The sequence below is a fragment of the Achromobacter sp. SD115 genome, assembly GCF_017355315.1.
GTDB lineage: Bacteria > Pseudomonadota > Gammaproteobacteria > Burkholderiales > Burkholderiaceae_B > Achromobacter > Achromobacter xylosoxidans_B.
This window is the reverse complement of sequence record NZ_JADIJM010000004.1, coordinates 338,962-356,246: the sequence shown is the minus strand read 5'-3', so window position 1 is coordinate 356,246 and position 17,285 is coordinate 338,962. Positions and strand designations below refer to the sequence as shown.

Below are 17,285 nucleotides of genomic sequence, written 5' to 3'. Positions count from 1 at the left end.
ACGCGGTTCAAAACTGTCTGAACTGCGAAGGAGCGAGACTATAGCACAGATTTCCAGGCGTGTTGGAGCACAGCGGTTCTGGAATTCATGCAACAGCCAAACCTTGCCCTCCCCTACATATAGTGGTGACGCCCTCAGCCGCCCCATAGAGATAGTTGTCTCGTCCGCCTTGCCCTACGTTTACTATTCGCCTGTACGCCGCACCTAACTGGAGACGAACACGCTATGCCCCCAGCCATCGCCCTGAGCGAAGACATCCTGATCAACGTCACCCCCTTCGAAACCCGTGTTGCGCTGGTGGAACAAGGGTCGGTACAGGAACTGCACGTAGAACGCAGCATTCAGCGGGGCCATGTCGGCAATATCTATCTTGGACGAGTGGTCCGCGTGCTGCCCGGCATGCAGAGCGCCTTCATCGATATCGGACTGGAGCGCGCGGCCTTCATACATATCGCCGATCTGCGTGAAAATCGTGGCGAAAGAAGCCAGGGGCTCACCCCCACGCCCATCGAAAAGCTGCTTTTCGAGGGACAGACCATCATGGTCCAGGTGGTCAAAGACCCCCTGGGCACCAAGGGTGCGCGGCTATCGACCCAGATCAGCATGGCCGGCCGGATGTTGGTTTACCTGCCCCACGACCCGCATATCGGCATTTCGCAGAAGATCGACGACGAATCCGAGCGCATCCAGTTGCGCGAACGCCTGCAGGCTTTGATGCCCGCCGAGGAAAAAGGCGGCTTCATCGTCCGCACCCAGGCGGAAGGCGCCAATGATGAGGAGCTGACGGCGGACCTGGAATATCTGCGCAAACTGTGGACCAGCGTTCAGGCAGCAGCCCGCACCCAGCCCGCCCCTGCTCTGCTGCATCAGGATCTGACGTTGGCGCAGCGCGTGTTGCGCGACATGGTGGGTCCGAACACCGGTGCCATACTTGTGGATTCCCGCACGACCAGCGCCGCGATGCTCGAATGGGCGCGTGTCTATACCCCCTCGGTGGTGGACCGCATCCAGCATTACAGTGGGGAGCGTCCGCTGTTCGACACCGCCAATGTGGACGACGAGATTGCACGGGCGCTATCGCGCCGGGTGGATTTGAAGTCGGGCGGCTACCTCATCATCGACCAGACCGAGGCGCTGACCACGGTCGACGTCAACACCGGCGGCTTCGTGGGCGGCCGCAATTTCGACGACACCATCTTCAAGACCAACCTGGAAGCGGCCCAGGCCATCGCTCGCCAGCTGCGGCTGCGCAATCTGGGCGGCATCGTCATCCTGGACTTCATCGACATGGAGGAACAGGAACACCGCGAAACCGTGCTGGCCGAACTGAAGAAGGCGCTGTCGCGCGACCGCACCCGCATGACGGTCAACGGCTTTACACAGCTGGGCCTGGTGGAAATGACGCGCAAGCGCACACGCGATTCGCTGGCGCATCAGCTGTGCGAGCCCTGCCCGATGTGCGAAGCACGCGGCAACGTGCGCACGCCGCGCACGGTCTGCTATGAAATCCTGCGCGAGATCCTGCGCGAAGCGCGGCAATTCAATCCCAAGGAATTCCGCATCCTGGCCTCGCAAGAGGTGGTCGACCTGTTCCTGGAAGAGGAAAGCCAGCATCTGGCGATGCTGGGCGACTTCGTGCGCAAGCGCATTTCGCTGGAAGTGGAAGGCGCGTACTCGCAAGAGCAGTACGACATCATCCTGGTCTGATTTCAGGAAATCCTGTCGGTGGTGCCGACGAATTCCAGGGGGCAATAAAAGCCCCCATGGAACTGCGCCGCAATGGGATCCTCGGGGATGTTCTGGGCCAGGATCTCCGCGGCGAAAACCTCGGAATCGTCCTGCGGCGCGTAGCCCAGGAATTTCGCGTTGGAATTGTCCCAGCGGTTGCGCAGGTTGTTCGACACCCCGTAGACCACGGTGAAATGATAGGACTCGTGCTCCACGCAACGCGCCGCCAGTTGCGCCATGTCGCGGTGGCTGATCCAGGTCAATAGCTGCCGCGCCTCGCTCGGGCGGTCCGGCGTGCGGAAGGTGCCGATCCGCAAGCAGGCGACGGACATGCCGTACTTGTCCGCGTACATCCGACCCAAGCCCTCGCCGAATACCTTCGATACGCCATACAGCGAATCCGGCCTGGGCTGCACGGTGTCATCGAGAAACTTCTCCCGCCGGTGATAGCCGATAGCGTGATTCGAACTCGCGAAAATCACCCGGCGCACGTTCTGGCGCCGGGCCGCCTCGAATACGTTGTAGCAACCCTCGATATTCATGGGCAGGATTTTTTCCCAGACATCGGCGCCGGGAATGCCGGCCAGATGGATGACGCAGTCAATACCCTCCATGCAGCGTTCCAGGGACTCGATGTCCCGGACGTCCATGGTGCAGGTTTCCTCGCCTGCCTGCGCCGGTTCCTGCGGTGCGATGTCGGCCAGACGCAGCAAGGCATAGCGGCCGCGCAGCTGCGAGCGCAGGCAAAGGCCGATATTTCCGGCTGCTCCGGTAATCAGCACGCGCAGGTTTTGGGGTTGGTTGAAAGGTGTCATCAATCTGTCCAGTTTCTCTTGACTATGAAAGCGCCGGGGCCTGTGCCGTTCGCGCCCGTTACTGCTTCTGCTTGGCGGCGATCAGCGCGTCATAGAGCGCCTGGCCATTGGGGGCTTCGCCGACGAGCTTTTTCACAACGGGCCGCGTAGCCTGCACCATGGAATCGAGATTGCTGGGATAGACGATGGACACCCCTTTCGTTTGCATCGTCTTCATGCCCTCGTCGTACACCTTCTTGTAGTAGTCGCGCGCATAGGCCATGGCCTCGTCCGCGGACTCCTTGATCATTTTCTGTTCCGCGGGCGAAAAGCGGTCCCAGCGGTCCTTGGACATGAGCAGCAGCGCAGGATGGATGTTGACGTGCGTCATGTTGAAGTACTTGGACACCTCGATGAACTTGTCCGAGACAAACTGGTCCGGCGTCGTTTCGCCGCCGTCGAGCACCTTCTGCTGCAGGGCCAGATACAACTCCGAATAGGCCATGGGAGTCGCTTGCGCGCCCAGGGCCTTGTAGCTTTCGACGTAACCCGGCGACTGGATGACGCGGATCTTCATGCCCTTGAGGTCTTCAGCCGAGTTGACGGGCCTGTTGCCGAAGACGTTGCGCTCGATTGCCGAGAACCAGCCCAGGCCGACCAGGCCGTACTTGGGCAGGACTTCCATGAATTTGTCGCCCGCCGGCCCATTGAGGATCTGGTTGGCTTGCTCGACGCTGTCGAACAGGAACGGCGAGTCAAAGACCAGGAATTCCTTGACGATGCCGTTCAAGGTCGGCTGGCCCGTGATGACCAGGTCGGTGGCGCCGGCCACGGCGCCTTGGATCATGGTCAGTTCGCCGCCCAGCTGCGAATGCGGGAACACGGAAATCGTGATTTTCCCGTTCGATTTCGCCTTCAGCACGTCGGCAAACTTCTGCGCCCCCACGTGAAAAGGACTGTCCGTCGTGAGCGTGTGCCCCACATCCATGTTCAGGGCATGCGACGGCGCGGCAAACATGAGGGCGCTCAGGGCGCCGGCGCCAAACAGTTTCTTGAATAGCTTCACATCCATCTCCTCGATTTTCCAGCCGCCCGACAGGCGCTGCCGTCAGGCGGCCGGATTATTTTTTATAAGAAAAAAGTACTAATGGCGGGCACGTAAGAAATAATCAGGACATCAAGCACCAGCACGGCAAGGAAGATAACCAGGTACTTCGCCAACTGGTGCATTTTCAACTGGGCGACTTCGCACACCACGAACAGGTTCACACCGACCGGAGGCGTCACCATGCCGACCGCCAGATTGGTGATGACGATCATTCCGAAGTGGATGGGATCGATGCCGAAAGCCAGGCTGATGGGCGCCAGGATGGGCACGATGATCAGGATCGCCGCCAATGCCTCGATGAACATGCCGACCAGGAACAACATGACGTTCACCAGCAGCAGGAACACGATCGGATTGGTCGTGACCGAACCCAACATGGCTGCGACCTGCTGCGGCACCTGGTTGATCGTCAACAGGTACGCGAACACGGCGGCGAAGGCCACGATCAGCAGGATGATGGAAGACATCACCGCGGAGCGCGCGAAAATGCCCAGCAGATCCTTGACCGTTATTTCCTTGTAGACGAATAGCCCGAGCGCCAGCCCGTAAAGCACTGCGATGCAGGAGGCTTCCGTGGCCGTGAACAATCCGCCGTAGATTCCCCCAAGGATGATGACCGGCATCATCAGCGCCAGCGTTGCATCCTTCAGGGCTACCAGGACGCCTTTCAGCCACCCGCCAAAGCTCACCGCGGTGACTTCATCGAAACCCTGGAAGCGGGCGACCAGGCAGACCGTCAGGATCAGCGACACGGTGATCAGCAGACCCGGCAGGATGCCCGCGAGAAACAGCGACCCGACCGATACGTTCGCCGTCAAGGCGTACACGATCATCGGGATCGATGGCGGAATGATCGCCCCCAGCTCGCCCGAGGATGCGGCAATGGAGGCCGCGAACGATCTCGGATAGCCCTTCTTTTCCATTTCCGGAATCAGCACGGAGCCGATCGCCGCGGTAGTGGCGGACGACGAACCGGAAACCGTCGCGAACAGCAGCGAGGTCAGCACCGCGACCGCGCCCAGGCCGCCCCGGATCCAGCCGACGAAGGCATTGGCCAGTTGCACCAGTCTGGTAGCCACGCCGCCCGAGGACATGAGATGCCCGGCCAGGATGAAGAACGGCACGGCCATCAGGCTGAACGAATCCAGCGACTGGAACGCCATCTGCGCCACGATGAGCAGCGACCGGTCGCCCGCCTGCAAGGCGAACGCGGCCGACATGCCCAGGGCGGTGACGATGGGCGCGCCGATGATCAGGATCGCCGTAAATGACAAGAACAGAACCGGAATCACAGCGCCCCTCCTTCACTGTTTTGCATGGCGGCGGCAACTCTTTCCTCCTCGCCGCCCTGCTTCGATACGTCAACGCTCAGCAATTCCTTGATGACGTGCGTGAAGGTATTCAGGCTCATGAGCACGCAGCCAATAAACATGAATATGTAGATGTATGCCATGGGCATTTCCATCGCCGGCGATGTCTGCCGCATGCCGAGTTCTATCAGCCTGATCGATTTCCAGGCCAAGAGCAGCGCAAGCATCAAGGTCAGGATATGCGCCACCACGCGCAGCCAGCGGGCGACCGACTCCGGCACCATGCCTATGAACGCATCGACACCGATCAGCCGCAGGCGATAAGTCGCGACGGCGCCGCCGATGAAGACGCTTCCGACCATCATGAAGCGGCCCAGTTCTTCCGCCCAGGGCGTGGAAAACGGAATACCGGTATAGGTGTAAAGCAACCGTACAAATACAGAAATTGAAATCGCCAGGACCATTCCTATAAGAAAAAGTCCGGCGCACTTTTCAGCTGCGGCGTTTATCGAATCCATTATTCGCTGCAGCGTTTGAAGCCTCTGGCGTGAGGCACAATGTCCGGCCATGCGGAGCCCTCCCTCTTTGTCTCATTTATTTATTCGCCGCCTTTTTGAGCCAGGCGTTCGATAGGCAATATACTCAGCGGCATGCGATTCGTAAAATTCAAATAACAGAACATTCTTTTCCAAAAAAACGATTGTTGAATCGTCCTGCTTTGAACCGGAGTTTCGATAATGTTGAGTGATCTCAAGCAGTTGCGCGCCTTCCTCACGATTGCGCGCCTGGGCAACTTCACCAGGACCGCTCACGAACTGAACATTTCGCAGTCGGCTTTGACCATACAAATCCAGCAGCTCGAGTCCCATCTGCGCACGCGGCTGTTCGATCGCAACCACCGCAGCGTCAGCCTGACGCCCCGGGGCCAGGAGCTTTTTCCGCGGATCGAGAAGCTGGTGGCCGAAATCGAAGACCTGGTGACCCATGCCCGCGACACCAGCGATCGGGAACGGGGCACCGTAACCGTCGCCGTCCTGCCCTCGCTGGCCGCCGGCTTGCTGCCGCAAGCCATCCACAGGCTGAATCGCGACTATCCGCGCATTACCGTCTGTGTGCGGGATACGGTGGCCTCCCGGGTCAACGACATGACCCGCAGCGGCGAGGTCGACTTTGGAATAGGCAGCCCGATCAAGCGCGATCAGGAATTGGTCTGGGAGCAGTTGGTGACCGACCGCTTCTGCGCCTACATGGCGCATGACTATCCCTGGGCCGCGCCGGACACCGTGACGCTGAAGGACTTGGCCGAGCATCCATTGATATTGCCGGTGCGGGAGAGCAGCATCCGCACGCACATCGAAGCGGCGGCCGATAAATTGAAGATTTCGCTGCCGGCGGCGTATGAGGTGGTCTACAACTCGACCGTGCTGGCAATGGCGGCACAGGGACTGGGCGTGGCCATCCTGTCTGAATTGGCAGCCCGCGAAGGCGATACCAATCGTCTGCGTTGTGTTGCCATCAGCAGCCCGCCGCTATACCGGCACATCGGCATCCTGCGGCGCGCGGGCCGCTCTCTGTCCCGTTCGGCGGAGCTGCTGACCTCGGCATTGCGGGAAATCGCCGTCCAGGAATAAGGAGCGACGCGCGCACGCGTAGCAGGTAGCAGTCGGGATTTCACTTCATTATGTGTGAATTGTGTTTCTTAACGATTCGATTGCAAACAATTCTGAAAGCAATGGCGGCAAGGAAGACGACCCGATAAGCTGCGGGCGCCTTCAGGGTATACCCTGACCATTTCTTTACTTCGCTTTTAGGAGTTCGATGCGATGAAGTCCCTATTCCGTCCGTTCCTGGTGCTGGCCGCTGCGCTGCCGTTGATGCTGGCCGCCTGCGGCAACAAGGAACCCGAACAGCGTGCCGCGTTCACGCAGTTCCTGCAGACCCGTATCGTCGACAAGCCCGGCGTGCGCGTCCCGCAGCTGACGGATGAAGAGAAGAAGTCCTTCGGCGACTACGCGGCGCAATATGCGGTGATCACGGACTTCAACGCAGGCATGGATGCCTCGGTCAAGCCCCTGTCCGGCATCATGCAGAAAGGCTCGATGCGCTCGCTGAACGACATCGTGACCCGTCGCGACGACCTGAAGACCGTGCAGGCCTCGCTCAATGAAATGGGTACGGCGCTGAAGGAGCAGCAGGCCAAGGCCGACGCCGCGCGCGCGCAGCTCAAGCAGCCGGAAGACCTGAAGGCCGTGTACGACAAGGCCTACGAGAAGACCGTCAGCCTGCCGGCCGACACCTTCCGCGATGTGCTGCCGCAACTGAACGCGACCTTCGACAGCAGCCTGAAGATCGCTGACTACGTCGCCGCGCATGCCGCGCAAATCGACATTTCCGGCCCCATCGTCAAGGTCCAGGATCCCGCCGTGCAGGCCGAGCTGAACCAACTGCTGCAGGACCTGAATGCGCAAGCCAAGAACGTGCAGCAGGCGCAGACGCGCATGCAGGCCGTGATGGTCGGCCGCTAAGCCCAGGTGGCACTAGAAAGCCCCGCCGCGCGATGAGCGCGGCGGGGCTTTTTTCATGCTGCGCCGGATCACGTCCCTGCGACCGCCACGCGGTTGCGGCCGGATTCCTTGGCCCGATAGACCGCAGCGTCGGCCGCCTCCACCAGACTGTCCAGCGTATCGTCGGCCTGCGGCACCGAGGTCGCAACCCCGACGCTGATCGTGACGATCCCGGCGGCGGCGTCCTCGTGCGGCACCTTCAGGCCGGCAACTGCCCGCCGTATGCTCTCCGCAATCTCCACCGCGCGCTGGCGGCTGGTGTTGGGCAACAGCACGACAAATTCCTCGCCCCCGTAGCGCGCCGCCAGATCGCGGGGACGCCGGGCCTTCTTCTTGAGCACGCGCGCCAGCGCGGTCAGCAGCTGGTCTCCCTGCTGGTGGCCATAGCGGTCGTTGTAGCGCTTGAAATGGTCCGCATCCAGGAACAGCAGCGAAAGCGGCACGCGTTCGCGGCGCGCATTCTGCCATTCGCGCGCCAGCGTCTCGTCAAACGCGCGCCGGTTGGCCAGGCCCGTCAGTCCGTCCGTGCGAGCCTGTATCGCCAGCTGCGTCTCGACCGCCTTGCGCAGCGCCATCTCGCGCCTGAACAGCACGATCAGCGCCACCACCGACAGCAGCAACGCCGTGGTCACCGGGATGATGAAGAGCGCACGGCGGTCCCAGGGTTCGAGCAATTCGTCCACGTCCATCGCAACGTCGATGATGAGCGGCGTGTCCTCGATGCTGGCGAAGGTGTAGTAGCGGTTCACGCCATCCGGCGACAGCGCGCCCTCGAACGAGCCTTCGCGGCGGATCAGGAACTGCTGGAAATCCAGCGTCATGCCGATGTCGCTGCCCAGGTCGTTCAGCGAGTACGGGGCGCGCAACAGCAGCAGGCCATCGTTGCGGAAGACACTGATCTCGTCGCGCTCGCCGATCGACAGCGCGGCGAAACGGTCGCGGAAGTAGGCCAGGCGCAGCGAGCCGCCCACCACGCCGGCGAAACTGCCGTCCGGATTGGACAAGCGCCGGCTGATGGCGATGCTCTCGTCGCCGTCGCGCAGACGGCTGCGATACGGTTTGCTGACGTACATGCCGACGTCGTCCGCATCCCGATGCACCTGGAAGAAATCCCGGTCGGCGAAACTCACGTCCGGCACATCAAGCCCCCCGGAGTGGTAGCGGATGTTGCCGTTCTTATCCAGCACCACCACGGCGCCCAGGTATTCGGCGGTGGATGGCCGGTCGAACAGGAAACGGTGCTGGGTTTCGGGCGCGAGCCGGTCGAGACCGGGTTCGCGCAGGCGTTCCGCCATGCCTTGCAGCGACAAGTCGTAGACATGCAGGGTGCGGCTGATATCCGCGGACAGCACGCCGGTGATGTTGCGCGCCGAGGCGTGGGCGGATTCCCACGTGGCGCGGCGATCGATCCAGAGCAGCGCGACCGCCGCCGCGCAGATGCCGATTGCGACGAGCACCGCCAATGCGTACAAGGCGCGATGCACTAGCCCGCGAGACTTCAATACGGCGCTCCTACGCAGGGGACGTCGGGGGAAAGCGGTTCACTTCCAGCAGACATTTACGCCGCTGATGATGCCGCCCCCGGACATGCCACGCAAGATCCGGCCCTAAAAAAAATTCCGCGCCGCCCGCCTGGATCTTTCCTCAGCTCGCCGCGACCGCCGCGATGCGGAAGGGGAAGGCCTTGGCGCCCCTGGCCCTGTCGGTTTCGCGATGCGCGCCGATGGACCAGGCCGGACCCGCACCGCCCGTGTGCGACATGAGCCGGCGCATCGAACCCGCCGAAAACCCGCAGCGCAAGGCCAAGGCCTGCCGCCGGGCCAGTTCTACTCCAACAGCGTGCGGCGTCGTGGAAATCCGATCCGATTGCAGCATGGCAGCCCCCTGGCAAATGCTCGTCATGGATGAAGAGTCAGTGCGGACAAATCTACCTCAGCCATCAGCGCCTGCGCGTGAAATGATGCGAAAAGTAATGCAACGATAAGGAAATAGTCGGTTACGCGGTCGGGCTGGCCGCAGCCTTCCCGGTTTCCCGGTCGGGTTGGTCGTTGCGGCCGTCCGGGGCGCTGGTCATATTGCCGTAAAGAAGCGAGCGGCCAGCGAACAGCCCGCCCGCCACCTCCAGATCGAAACGCTCGGTGTCGCGCCTGCGCACATCCAGCACCACCTCGGCGGCTTCGTCGGCCGGCACGCCGATCACGCGCAACGCAGCCTCGCCGAAGGCCAGCGCCGATTCCAGGGTTTCGCGCACCTGGTAATCCACCCCTTCCTTGGCCAGCGCCAGCGAATGGATGCGGTCATAAGCGCGCACCACCACCCGCACCAGCGGGAACTCGGCCTTGATCAGCTTGACCATGTGGTTGACCGCTTTCGGGTCGTCGATACAGATCAAGATGGCGCAGGCATTTTCCGCGCCAGCGGTGCGCAGCATGTCGACGCGGGTGCCGTCGCCGTAATAGACCTTGACGCCCCATTTGGCCGCCGCCCGGATCGCGTCGGTATCGGTGTCCAGGATCGACACCGTCAGGTCGCGCGCCAGCATCGCCTGGGTCACGATCTGGCCAAAGCGGCCGAACCCCACGATCAGCGCGCAGCCCTCCAGATCCTTGGCCACGTCCACGCCCTCCATCGAAGGCTGCGGCTTGGGCAGGAGCCAGCGCAGCGCCAGCACGCACAGCGGCGTGAGCGCCATGGAAATGATGACGACCGCGGTCAGCACGGCGCCGGTATGCGGATCGAAGATGCCGGCAGCGGCCGCCGCCCCGTACAACACGAAGGCGAATTCGCCGCCTTGCGCCAGCAAGGCCGCGCGGGTCATGGCCTCGGCGTGGGTGGCGCGCAGCACCCGCGCCACCACATACACGCCCACCGACTTCACCAGCATGAACACCACTACCGCAGCCAGGATCAGCGGCCACTCGCGGGCCACCGCCGACAGGTCCAGCGACATACCCACGCCCAGGAAGAACAGGCCCAGCAGAATGCCGCGGAAGGGTTCGACTTCGGCCTCCAACTGGTGGCGGAAGGTGGACTCGGACAGCAGCACGCCTGCCAGGAAGGCGCCCATCGCCATGGACAGGCCGCCCAATTCCATCAGCAGCGCCGCGCCCAGCACCACCAGCAAGGCGGCCGCCGTCATGACCTCGCGCGCATGCGCGGCGGCCAGCAGACGGAACAAGGGGTTGAGCAGCCAGCGGCCGGCGGCCAGCAGCGCCAGAATGCAGGCCACCGCGATGGCCGACTGCATCCAGGGATCGCCATGGCTGGCGTTGTCCGCCGGCGCCAGCAGGGTCGCCAGGGCCAGCAAGGGCACGATGGCCAAGTCTTCCAGCAGCAGAATCGAGACGATGCGCTGGCCCTGCGCGCTGGCGGTTTCGCCGCGCTCGGCCAGTATCTGCATGACGATGGCGGTGGACGACAGCACGAAGCCCATCGCGGCCATGAAAGCCGCGGGACCCGACAGCCCCGCCAGCAGGCCGACCACCGTCAGCAGTCCGCCACAGGCCAGCACCTGCGCCACGCCCAGGCCGAAGATCTCGCCGCGCAGCTTCCACAAGCGGGAGGGCTGCATCTCCAGGCCGATGATGAACAGGAACATCACCACGCCCAGTTCGGCCACGTGCAGGATGGATTTGGGATCGGAGAACAAGCCCAGGCCGAACGGGCCGATCACCAGGCCTGCGGCCAGGTATCCCAGGACGGATCCCAGCCCCAGGCGCTTGAACAGCGGAACCGCGACGACCGCAGCCCCCAGCAGGACGACGACATTGACTAGCTGATTGCCTTCGGCAGGCAGGGACATGGGGCGCTCCTGATGCTCGGCGGACCAAAGCGCCTGGCGGCGCCGCCCCGTCCGCATCGGGCCGGGGCCGGGCCTGCCGGCAGGCCCGGCTCCATTTTCCGGCAATCCGGGCGCTTGGCAATCCGGAAATGCGACAGGAAAAAACAGCCGCCGGCCTGCGCGGACCGGCTCAATCGTCGCGGAATTGCATCTTGTAGAGCGAGGCGTACAGGCCGTTGGCGGCCAGCAGCTCGGCGTGGGGGCCCTGTTCGACGATCTTGCCCGCATCCAGCACGATGATGCGGTCGGCGTTCTGCACCGTGGACAGGCGGTGCGCGATGACCAGCGTGGTGCGGCCCTTCATCAGGCGTTCCAGCGAGGCCTGGACCTGGCGTTCGGATTCGTTGTCGAGCGCGGAGGTGGCTTCGTCCAGGATCAGGATGGGCGCGTTCTTGATCAACGCGCGGGCGATCGCCAGGCGCTGGCGCTGGCCGCCGGACAGGCGGGCGGCGTTTTCGCCCACCGGCGTATTGAGGCCCTGCGGCAGCCCTTCGACGAACTCCAGCAGATTGGCCGCCGCCAGCGCATCGCGCACCTTCTGTTCGCTGGACTTGCCCAATGCGCCGTAGCCGACGTTGGCCGCGATGGTGTCGTCGAACAGCACCACGTCCTGGCTCACCAGCGACAGGTGCGAGCGCAGGCTGCGCAAGGTCAGCTCGTCGATCGGCGTGTCGTCCACCAGGATGGAACCGCTATCCGCCAGCACGAAGCGCGGCAGCATATTGACCAGGGTGGTCTTGCCGCTGCCTGAGCGCCCCACCAGGGCGACGGTCTGGCCAGGCTCCACGGTGAAGGAAATGTCTTTGACCGTATCGCGGTCGGCATCGGGGAAACGATGCTGGACGTGGCGGAATTCCACCTTGCCGCGCACCGGCTCGGCCAATTCCCTGGTGCCGGTGTCCTTTTCGGGCGTCTGGTCGATCAGCGTGAACACGCTTTCGGCGGACACCAGCATCTTTTGCATGCGGGCGGCGACGTTGGTCAGGCGCTTGATGGGATCGAAGATCTGGGCCAGCGCCGCCATGAAGGAGGCGAAGCTGCCCACGGTCAGCGCGCCGTGGTTGGCCTGGCTGAGCGCCACGGCGATGACGGCGCCGACCGAGATGGAAATGCAGACCTGGGTCAGCGGCGTCAGGGCGGCGTCCGCCGTGGCGGTGCGCATGGCGAAGCGACGCAGGCGGCGGCTGACGAAATCGAAGCGGCCGCGCTCGACTTCATAGCCGTCGAACAGCTTGATGACGCGCTGGCCGTCAATGCCCTCGCCCACGACGCGGGTCAACTCGGCGTTCATGTTGACGGTTTCGCGGTTGATGCGGCGCAGGCGCTTGATGAAGAAGCGCGAGATCAGCACCGACACCGGCAGCATGATCAGGATGATCAGCGTCAGCACCCAGGACATGTACAGCAGCACGCAGATCAGGGCGATGACGACCAGGGTTTCTCGCACCAACACCGTGATGACGTCGGTGGCGTAGCCCGTGACGTTGCCGGCGTCGATGGTGAAGCGGTTGAGCAGACGGCCGGTGTCGCCCTGCTTGAAGTCGGCGTCGGGCAAGCCCAGCAGCCGCTCGAACATGTCCCGGCGCATGCCCAGCAGCACGTTGTTGGCCACCCAGGCCAACAGGTAGTCGCTGAAGAAGTTGCAAATGCCGCGCAGCAGGATCAGGCCCACCACCGCCAGCGGCAAGGCCCAGACGTAGTACGGCTTGGCGCCCGAAAAGCCGCCGTCCAGCAGAGGCTTCATGATCACGGCCAGGACCGGCTGCGTGGCTGCCGCGCCGGCCATCAGCAGGACGGCCAGCAACAATCCCTTCCAGTAGGAGCCCACGCGGCTGTAGATCCGACTCCAGAGTTCAGCTTTGACGGGTTGGGAGCTCGCGGGCGCGTTGCGTGCGGCAGAATTCAAAGGGATCACTCGCTTTTATACAATTGTGGCGAGAATTGTACCGGCTGCGCGACAAGTCGCCGTCCGGGCCATGCCCCCTTCAGCCTTAACGCGCCCTGCGCCCTTCCATGTCCGATATCAGCTGCCTGTACGTCCGGTTACCCAATTGGGTGGGCGATGTTTGCATGAGCCTGCCCAGCCTGCGCGCCTTGCACGCCAGCGGCCTGCCCCTGGTGATCTGCGCCCGCCCCTGGGCCCGCGACCTGCTCGATGGCGTGGCCAAGCAGGATTTCATCCCCATGCGCGGCAAGGTCGGTCCCGACCGGGCGGCAGTCAGCGCCCATCGCCGCGGCCTGGGGCCGCAGGGCCGCCGCGCCCGCGGACTGCTGCTGCCGGATTCGCTGTCCAGCGCGCTGGTGTTCCGGCTGGCGGGACTGCCCTCGGCCGGCTATCGCGACGATGGCCGCAGCTTCCTGTTGCGCTGGCCCGTTGCCAAGCCCGGCGATTCGCTGCACGCGGTGCAGTCCTGGCATCACCTGACCCGCGAGGCCCTGACCCGCTGGGGCCTGCCCAGCGGCCCGGCCGAACCCGCCCCGACCCTGGACCTGCCCTTGACCTCCGCCCACCAGGGCGCGGCCGATCTGGCGCTGGAGGCGGCCGGACTGGCGGGCCAGCGTTTCGTGCTGATCGCGCCCACTGCCACGGGGCTGCACAAGGGCAAGATCAAGGTCTGGCCGGGATTCGATACACTTACCCGCGCCCTGCAGGCTCGCGGCCATACCGTGGTAATGTGCCCCCCTCCGGCCGAAACCGAGGAGGCGCGGCGCAATGCGCCCACGGCGCTGCTGCTGCCGCCCCTGTCCCTGGGCGCGTTCGCGGCCCTGACGGCGCGGGCGGCGCTGGTAATTTGCAACGATTCCGGCGTCTCGCACGTGGCTGCGGCAGCCGATGCCAGGGAACTGACCCTGTTTGGCGTAACGCGTCCGGGACGTACCGGCCCGTGGTCGCCGCGGGCCGTGTGCGTAGGCTCGGAGCATGCATGGCCGTCCGTCGAGGAAGTCGAGCAGCAGGCCAACCTCCTGCTGGGCGAGACGCAGTAATCAGGATTGTTTCAAAATGACCTTGTCCAGCTATCTCACGAATCTGATCATTCCTTACAACTTGTGCGTGACCCTGGTCGTCATCGGACTGGTGCTGGGCCTGTTCCGGCTGCGCAAGACCGGCGGCGCCCTCATCGTCGCAGGCTTGCTTTGGGCACTGGCCTGGTCGCTGCCGGCCACCTCGCTTTGGCTGGGCGGCGCGCTGGAATCCCGCTATCCGCATCTGGCCCCTTCCGAGTCCCCGACGGCCGACGCCATCGTGGTGCTGGGAGGCAATACCGCCAATGGCCGCGCCAACTGGTTCCTGCCCTATGACAAGGACACGGCGGTGGTGCGCGTGGACACGGCTGCCCAGCTCTATCTGGCCGGGCGCGCGCCCAAGGTGCTGCTGTCGGGCGGCGCGCTGGAAGGCGACGTCAGCGAAGCCCGCGGCATGGCGCACGCCATCCGCCAGCAGGGCGTGCCGGAAACGGCCCTGATCCTGGAAAACTCCAGCCGCACCACCTATGAGAACGCGGCCCTGACCGAGGACCAGCTCAAATCCCGCGGAATCGGCAAAGTCCTGCTGGTGACATCAGCGCTGCATATGCCCCGGGCCATGGCGGCCTTTTCCAAGCAAGGCGTGGAAGCTGTCGCCGCTCCGGCACCGCCGCAGATCGTGGCGCCCGCGGACGGATCGCTGCCGCTGTGGCTGCCAGACCAGCGCACGTTCGACGCCAGCCGCTCCATCATCAAGGAGTACGCCGGCCTGTTCGTCTATTGGTTGCGCGGATGGGTCTGAACCCGCAGGCGCCCGCCGCGCTGGAATGCCGGCCCGGCTGCGGCGCCTGTTGCATCGCGCCATCGATCACCCGGCCGATTCCCGGCATGCCGCAAGGCAAGCCCGCCGGCGTGCCCTGTATCCAGCTGCTGCCGGACATGCGCTGCGCGGTTTTCGGGCAGCCGTCGCGCCCGGATTTCTGCGGTGGGTTGCAGCCCCAGGCCGAGATGTGCGGCACCGGCCGCGAACACGCGATCCGGTGGCTGGGCGAACTCGAACAGGCCACCACCCCCGGCCATTGAAGCGCGGCCGACTAGCCCGGACCCGCGCCTGCCATCAGCCGCGCTCCTGCAGCACCTTTTCGTACAGCGCCTCGTAGCGCGCCGCGACCGTTTCCCAACTTTGCTCGCGGGCGATTTCAAGACCGCGCTCGGTCAGGGCCGCCCGCAATTCCGGTTCGGAGCCGAGCCGCTCCAGCGCCTGCGCCAGTTGAGCGCCGTCGCGCGGATCCTGCAGGATGAGCGCATCCTTGCCCGCGGACAGATACTGCGCGAAGCCACAATAGGCAGGAGAACTCACCACCACGGGCAGCCCATGCGACATGGCTTCCAATGGCGCCATGCCGTAGCTGTCGTTCAGGGTCGGATGCGCGTAGATGTCGGCGGCGCTGAAGTAGCGGGCGACGTCGGGTGTAGGGTCGATCAAGGTGACGCGGTTGGCGATGGCGCCAGCGGCGCGCACGCGTTCGCGCGTAGGCTCGTCCGCCCCCACCACCAGCAGCCGGTACTGCGGCGGCAGTTGCGCCAGGGCGTCCAATAGCGCCGGCAATCCCTTGCGCAAGGGATTGCGGGCGACCAGCAGACAGCCTATGGTGCCTGCGTCCCAGCCCAGGCTGGCGCGGGTGGCTTCGCGGCCTTCCCGTTGCGCCGCGGTAGGCAGTTTGACCCCCGGCGCGATGATGTCCACCGGCAACTGCGGGCCGTAGCTGCGGTGCAGCTGGTCCATGATGAGGCCCGACACCGCCACCACGCGCCTCGCAGGCGCGCGGCGCACGCGCAGCTTTTCCAGCAGCAGATAGGTGGCCAGGCGCGGACTGAGCCAGGCGGTCAGGCGCTGCAAAGGCTTGACGCGGGTCAGCCGGTTGTAGCGCACCGGCGTCACGTGCATCACCTGGATTTCGCCGGCCCAGCCGTTCATGTGCGAATGCACGATGTCGTAGCGGCCGCGGGTCAGGCGGTCGGCGCGCCAGGCGAAATACAGTACCCGCATCCAGCTGGGCAGCCAGCCCGGAAAGCGCACGGGCAGGAAGGGAAACGGCAGATCGCTGTCGAAGTCGCGCGCCACGATGGATACGTCATGGCGCTGGCCCAGCACCCGCATCAGTTCCACGCCGTAGGCTTCCGCGCCGCCAAAGCGATTGCCGAAGCGGTCGACCAGCAGCGCGATGCGCAGCCGCCGCTCAGCCGCGCCGGCGGGAGTCTTCATACCGGGTCAGGCACTTCTGCAGGAAACGGATGATGTTGGTGGAACGCGAGACCGTGACCCGCGGCAACCCGTAGGGGTCGTCCGAGGCTGCCGCCAGGCCGCGCTGGGTCAACGTGGCGTTGTCGTAGCCGGCCTCGCGCGCCATGGCGCGGTGTTCCGGGCCATGGTCGCCGTAGGGATAGCAGAAGGCGGTGACCGGCGCGCCCAGGGCCTGCTCCAGCTCGTCCTTGGACTGGACGATCTGGCGGCGGGCCTCGTCGGGCGACATTTGGGGCAAGTGCACGTGGTCCAGCGTGTGCGAACCGACTTCGTTGCCGGCCTGGGCCCATTCCCGCATTTCGTTCACGGTCATCAGCGCCGAAAACGGAATGCCTTTTTCCAGATCCCACACGTTGCCGCCATCGAACTGGCGCGCCACGAAGTAGTTGGTGGCGGTGAAGCCCAGTTCGCTCAGCACCGGCATGGCGTTGTGGTGCACGTTGCGGTAGCCGTCGTCGAACGTGATGCCAAACACCTTGCCCTGGCGTTCGCCGCGCACATAAGGCATGACGTCGCGCATGGACAGGCCGCGATAGCCCAGCCTGCGCATCCAGCGCATCTGCCGGGCAAAGCTGTCGGGGTGCACCGTCAGGCCGCGGAACGGTGTGCCCTTGGGATTGGGCTCGCCGATCTGGTGGTACATGAGTATGGGGATAGACATAGGGACAGAT

Annotated in this window: 16 protein-coding genes; 6 read left to right on the top strand and 10 right to left on the bottom strand. The window is 64.2% G+C overall.

Going from position 1 to position 17,285, the window contains the following annotated elements; all coding sequences use genetic code 11:
• The first annotated feature begins 243 nt into the window (after positions 1 to 243).
• Positions 244 to 1,707 (top strand): ribonuclease G, encoded by a 1,464-nt coding sequence (gene rng, locus IPU70_RS08620; protein ID WP_041655367.1) that lies wholly within the window; start codon positions 244 to 246, stop codon positions 1,705 to 1,707.
• A gap of 2 nt (positions 1,708 to 1,709) precedes the next feature.
• Here rng and IPU70_RS08615 read toward each other — a convergent pair whose 3' ends face one another.
• From IPU70_RS08615 to IPU70_RS08600, 4 genes are read right to left on the bottom strand one after another with little or no spacing between them, the layout of a single operon-like run.
• A complete protein-coding gene (locus IPU70_RS08615) occupies positions 1,710 to 2,543 on the bottom strand; it encodes an NAD(P)-dependent oxidoreductase (protein ID WP_013392687.1) in 834 nt (277 codons plus the stop codon).
• A 58-nt stretch (positions 2,544 to 2,601) separates the two neighbouring features.
• Positions 2,602 to 3,594 (bottom strand): TRAP transporter substrate-binding protein, encoded by a 993-nt coding sequence (locus tag IPU70_RS08610; protein ID WP_013392686.1) that lies wholly within the window; start codon positions 3,592 to 3,594, stop codon positions 2,602 to 2,604.
• Between the two features lie 56 nt (positions 3,595 to 3,650).
• Positions 3,651 to 4,922 carry a TRAP transporter large permease gene (locus IPU70_RS08605; protein WP_207466497.1) on the bottom strand — a complete coding sequence of 424 codons (1,272 nt, stop codon included), beginning with the start codon at positions 4,920 to 4,922 and terminating at the stop codon, positions 3,651 to 3,653.
• Positions 4,919 to 5,458 (bottom strand): TRAP transporter small permease, encoded by a 540-nt coding sequence (locus tag IPU70_RS08600; RefSeq protein WP_242702378.1) that lies wholly within the window; start codon positions 5,456 to 5,458, stop codon positions 4,919 to 4,921. Before IPU70_RS08600 ends, IPU70_RS08605 begins: the two co-directional genes overlap by 4 nt.
• A gap of 219 nt (positions 5,459 to 5,677) precedes the next feature.
• On the opposite strand from IPU70_RS08600, the gene IPU70_RS08595 reads away from it, so the two are divergent.
• Entirely contained in the window at positions 5,678 to 6,571 is an 894-nt protein-coding gene (locus tag IPU70_RS08595; RefSeq protein ID WP_207466493.1) for a LysR family transcriptional regulator, read from the top strand.
• Between the two features lie 192 nt (positions 6,572 to 6,763).
• Positions 6,764 to 7,465 carry a DUF3053 domain-containing protein gene (locus IPU70_RS08590; RefSeq protein WP_207466492.1) on the top strand — a complete coding sequence of 234 codons (702 nt, stop codon included), beginning with the start codon at positions 6,764 to 6,766 and terminating at the stop codon, positions 7,463 to 7,465.
• Positions 7,466 to 7,533: 68 nt separating this feature from the next.
• Here the strand turns inward: IPU70_RS08590 and IPU70_RS08585 are convergent, their stop codons facing one another.
• The 4 genes from IPU70_RS08585 to msbA all read right to left on the bottom strand — a co-directional run bounded on the left by IPU70_RS08585 (position 7,534) and on the right by msbA (position 13,251).
• Positions 7,534 to 9,006, bottom strand: coding sequence for a sensor domain-containing diguanylate cyclase (locus tag IPU70_RS08585; RefSeq protein WP_207466490.1), 1,473 nt, complete (start codon positions 9,004 to 9,006; stop codon positions 7,534 to 7,536).
• 142 nt (positions 9,007 to 9,148) lie between these two features.
• Positions 9,149 to 9,379 carry a hypothetical protein gene (locus IPU70_RS08580; RefSeq protein WP_207466488.1) on the bottom strand — a complete coding sequence of 77 codons (231 nt, stop codon included), beginning with the start codon at positions 9,377 to 9,379 and terminating at the stop codon, positions 9,149 to 9,151.
• Between the two features lie 121 nt (positions 9,380 to 9,500).
• The gene (locus tag IPU70_RS08575; RefSeq protein WP_207466486.1) at positions 9,501 to 11,306 is read right to left on the bottom strand and encodes a monovalent cation:proton antiporter-2 (CPA2) family protein; all 1,806 of its coding nucleotides are present in this window, start codon (positions 11,304 to 11,306) and stop codon (positions 9,501 to 9,503) included.
• A 169-nt stretch (positions 11,307 to 11,475) separates the two neighbouring features.
• Entirely contained in the window at positions 11,476 to 13,251 is a 1,776-nt protein-coding gene (gene msbA / locus IPU70_RS08570; protein ID WP_013392678.1) for a lipid A export permease/ATP-binding protein MsbA, read from the bottom strand.
• 107 nt (positions 13,252 to 13,358) lie between these two features.
• On the opposite strand from msbA, the gene IPU70_RS08565 reads away from it, so the two are divergent.
• The 3 genes from IPU70_RS08565 to IPU70_RS08555 are packed head-to-tail and all read left to right on the top strand — an operon-like array spanning position 13,359 to position 15,392.
• Positions 13,359 to 14,330 (top strand): glycosyltransferase family 9 protein, encoded by a 972-nt coding sequence (locus IPU70_RS08565; RefSeq protein WP_207466484.1) that lies wholly within the window; start codon positions 13,359 to 13,361, stop codon positions 14,328 to 14,330.
• 16 nt (positions 14,331 to 14,346) lie between these two features.
• On the top strand, positions 14,347 to 15,111 hold the full coding sequence (locus tag IPU70_RS08560) for a YdcF family protein (protein WP_013392676.1): 765 nt from the start codon (positions 14,347 to 14,349) through the stop codon (positions 15,109 to 15,111).
• On the top strand, positions 15,102 to 15,392 hold the full coding sequence (locus IPU70_RS08555) for a YkgJ family cysteine cluster protein (RefSeq protein WP_207466482.1): 291 nt from the start codon (positions 15,102 to 15,104) through the stop codon (positions 15,390 to 15,392). The genes IPU70_RS08560 and IPU70_RS08555 overlap by 10 nt, the downstream gene beginning before the upstream one ends.
• Before the next feature lie 34 nt (positions 15,393 to 15,426).
• Here IPU70_RS08555 and IPU70_RS08550 read toward each other — a convergent pair whose 3' ends face one another.
• Positions 15,427 to 16,575, bottom strand: coding sequence for a glycosyltransferase family 4 protein (locus IPU70_RS08550; RefSeq protein ID WP_207466481.1), 1,149 nt, complete (start codon positions 16,573 to 16,575; stop codon positions 15,427 to 15,429).
• Positions 16,550 to 17,275 carry a polysaccharide deacetylase family protein gene (locus IPU70_RS08545; protein WP_013392673.1) on the bottom strand — a complete coding sequence of 242 codons (726 nt, stop codon included), beginning with the start codon at positions 17,273 to 17,275 and terminating at the stop codon, positions 16,550 to 16,552. The genes IPU70_RS08550 and IPU70_RS08545 overlap by 26 nt, the downstream gene beginning before the upstream one ends.
• Between the last annotated feature and the right edge of the window lie 10 nt (positions 17,276 to 17,285).

What these genes read in the sequence shown, in the direction of transcription:
- IPU70_RS08565 (WP_207466484.1), top strand. Translation starts at nt 13,359, where the DNA reads ATGTCCGATATCAGCTGCCTGTACGTCCGGTTACCCAATTGGGTGGGC.
- IPU70_RS08600 (WP_242702378.1), bottom strand. Translation starts at nt 5,458, where the DNA reads ATGGATTCGATAAACGCCGCAGCTGAAAAGTGCGCCGGACTTTTTCTT.
- IPU70_RS08615 (WP_013392687.1), bottom strand. Translation starts at nt 2,543, where the DNA reads ATGACACCTTTCAACCAACCCCAAAACCTGCGCGTGCTGATTACCGGA.
- IPU70_RS08560 (WP_013392676.1), top strand. Translation starts at nt 14,347, where the DNA reads ATGACCTTGTCCAGCTATCTCACGAATCTGATCATTCCTTACAACTTG.
- IPU70_RS08590 (WP_207466492.1), top strand. Translation starts at nt 6,764, where the DNA reads ATGAAGTCCCTATTCCGTCCGTTCCTGGTGCTGGCCGCTGCGCTGCCG.
- IPU70_RS08550 (WP_207466481.1), bottom strand. Translation starts at nt 16,575, where the DNA reads ATGAAGACTCCCGCCGGCGCGGCTGAGCGGCGGCTGCGCATCGCGCTG.
- IPU70_RS08610 (WP_013392686.1), bottom strand. Translation starts at nt 3,594, where the DNA reads ATGGATGTGAAGCTATTCAAGAAACTGTTTGGCGCCGGCGCCCTGAGC.
- IPU70_RS08545 (WP_013392673.1), bottom strand. Translation starts at nt 17,275, where the DNA reads ATGTCTATCCCCATACTCATGTACCACCAGATCGGCGAGCCCAATCCC.
- IPU70_RS08575 (WP_207466486.1), bottom strand. Translation starts at nt 11,306, where the DNA reads ATGTCCCTGCCTGCCGAAGGCAATCAGCTAGTCAATGTCGTCGTCCTG.
- IPU70_RS08580 (WP_207466488.1), bottom strand. Translation starts at nt 9,379, where the DNA reads ATGCTGCAATCGGATCGGATTTCCACGACGCCGCACGCTGTTGGAGTA.
- IPU70_RS08555 (WP_207466482.1), top strand. Translation starts at nt 15,102, where the DNA reads ATGGGTCTGAACCCGCAGGCGCCCGCCGCGCTGGAATGCCGGCCCGGC.
- IPU70_RS08595 (WP_207466493.1), top strand. Translation starts at nt 5,678, where the DNA reads ATGTTGAGTGATCTCAAGCAGTTGCGCGCCTTCCTCACGATTGCGCGC.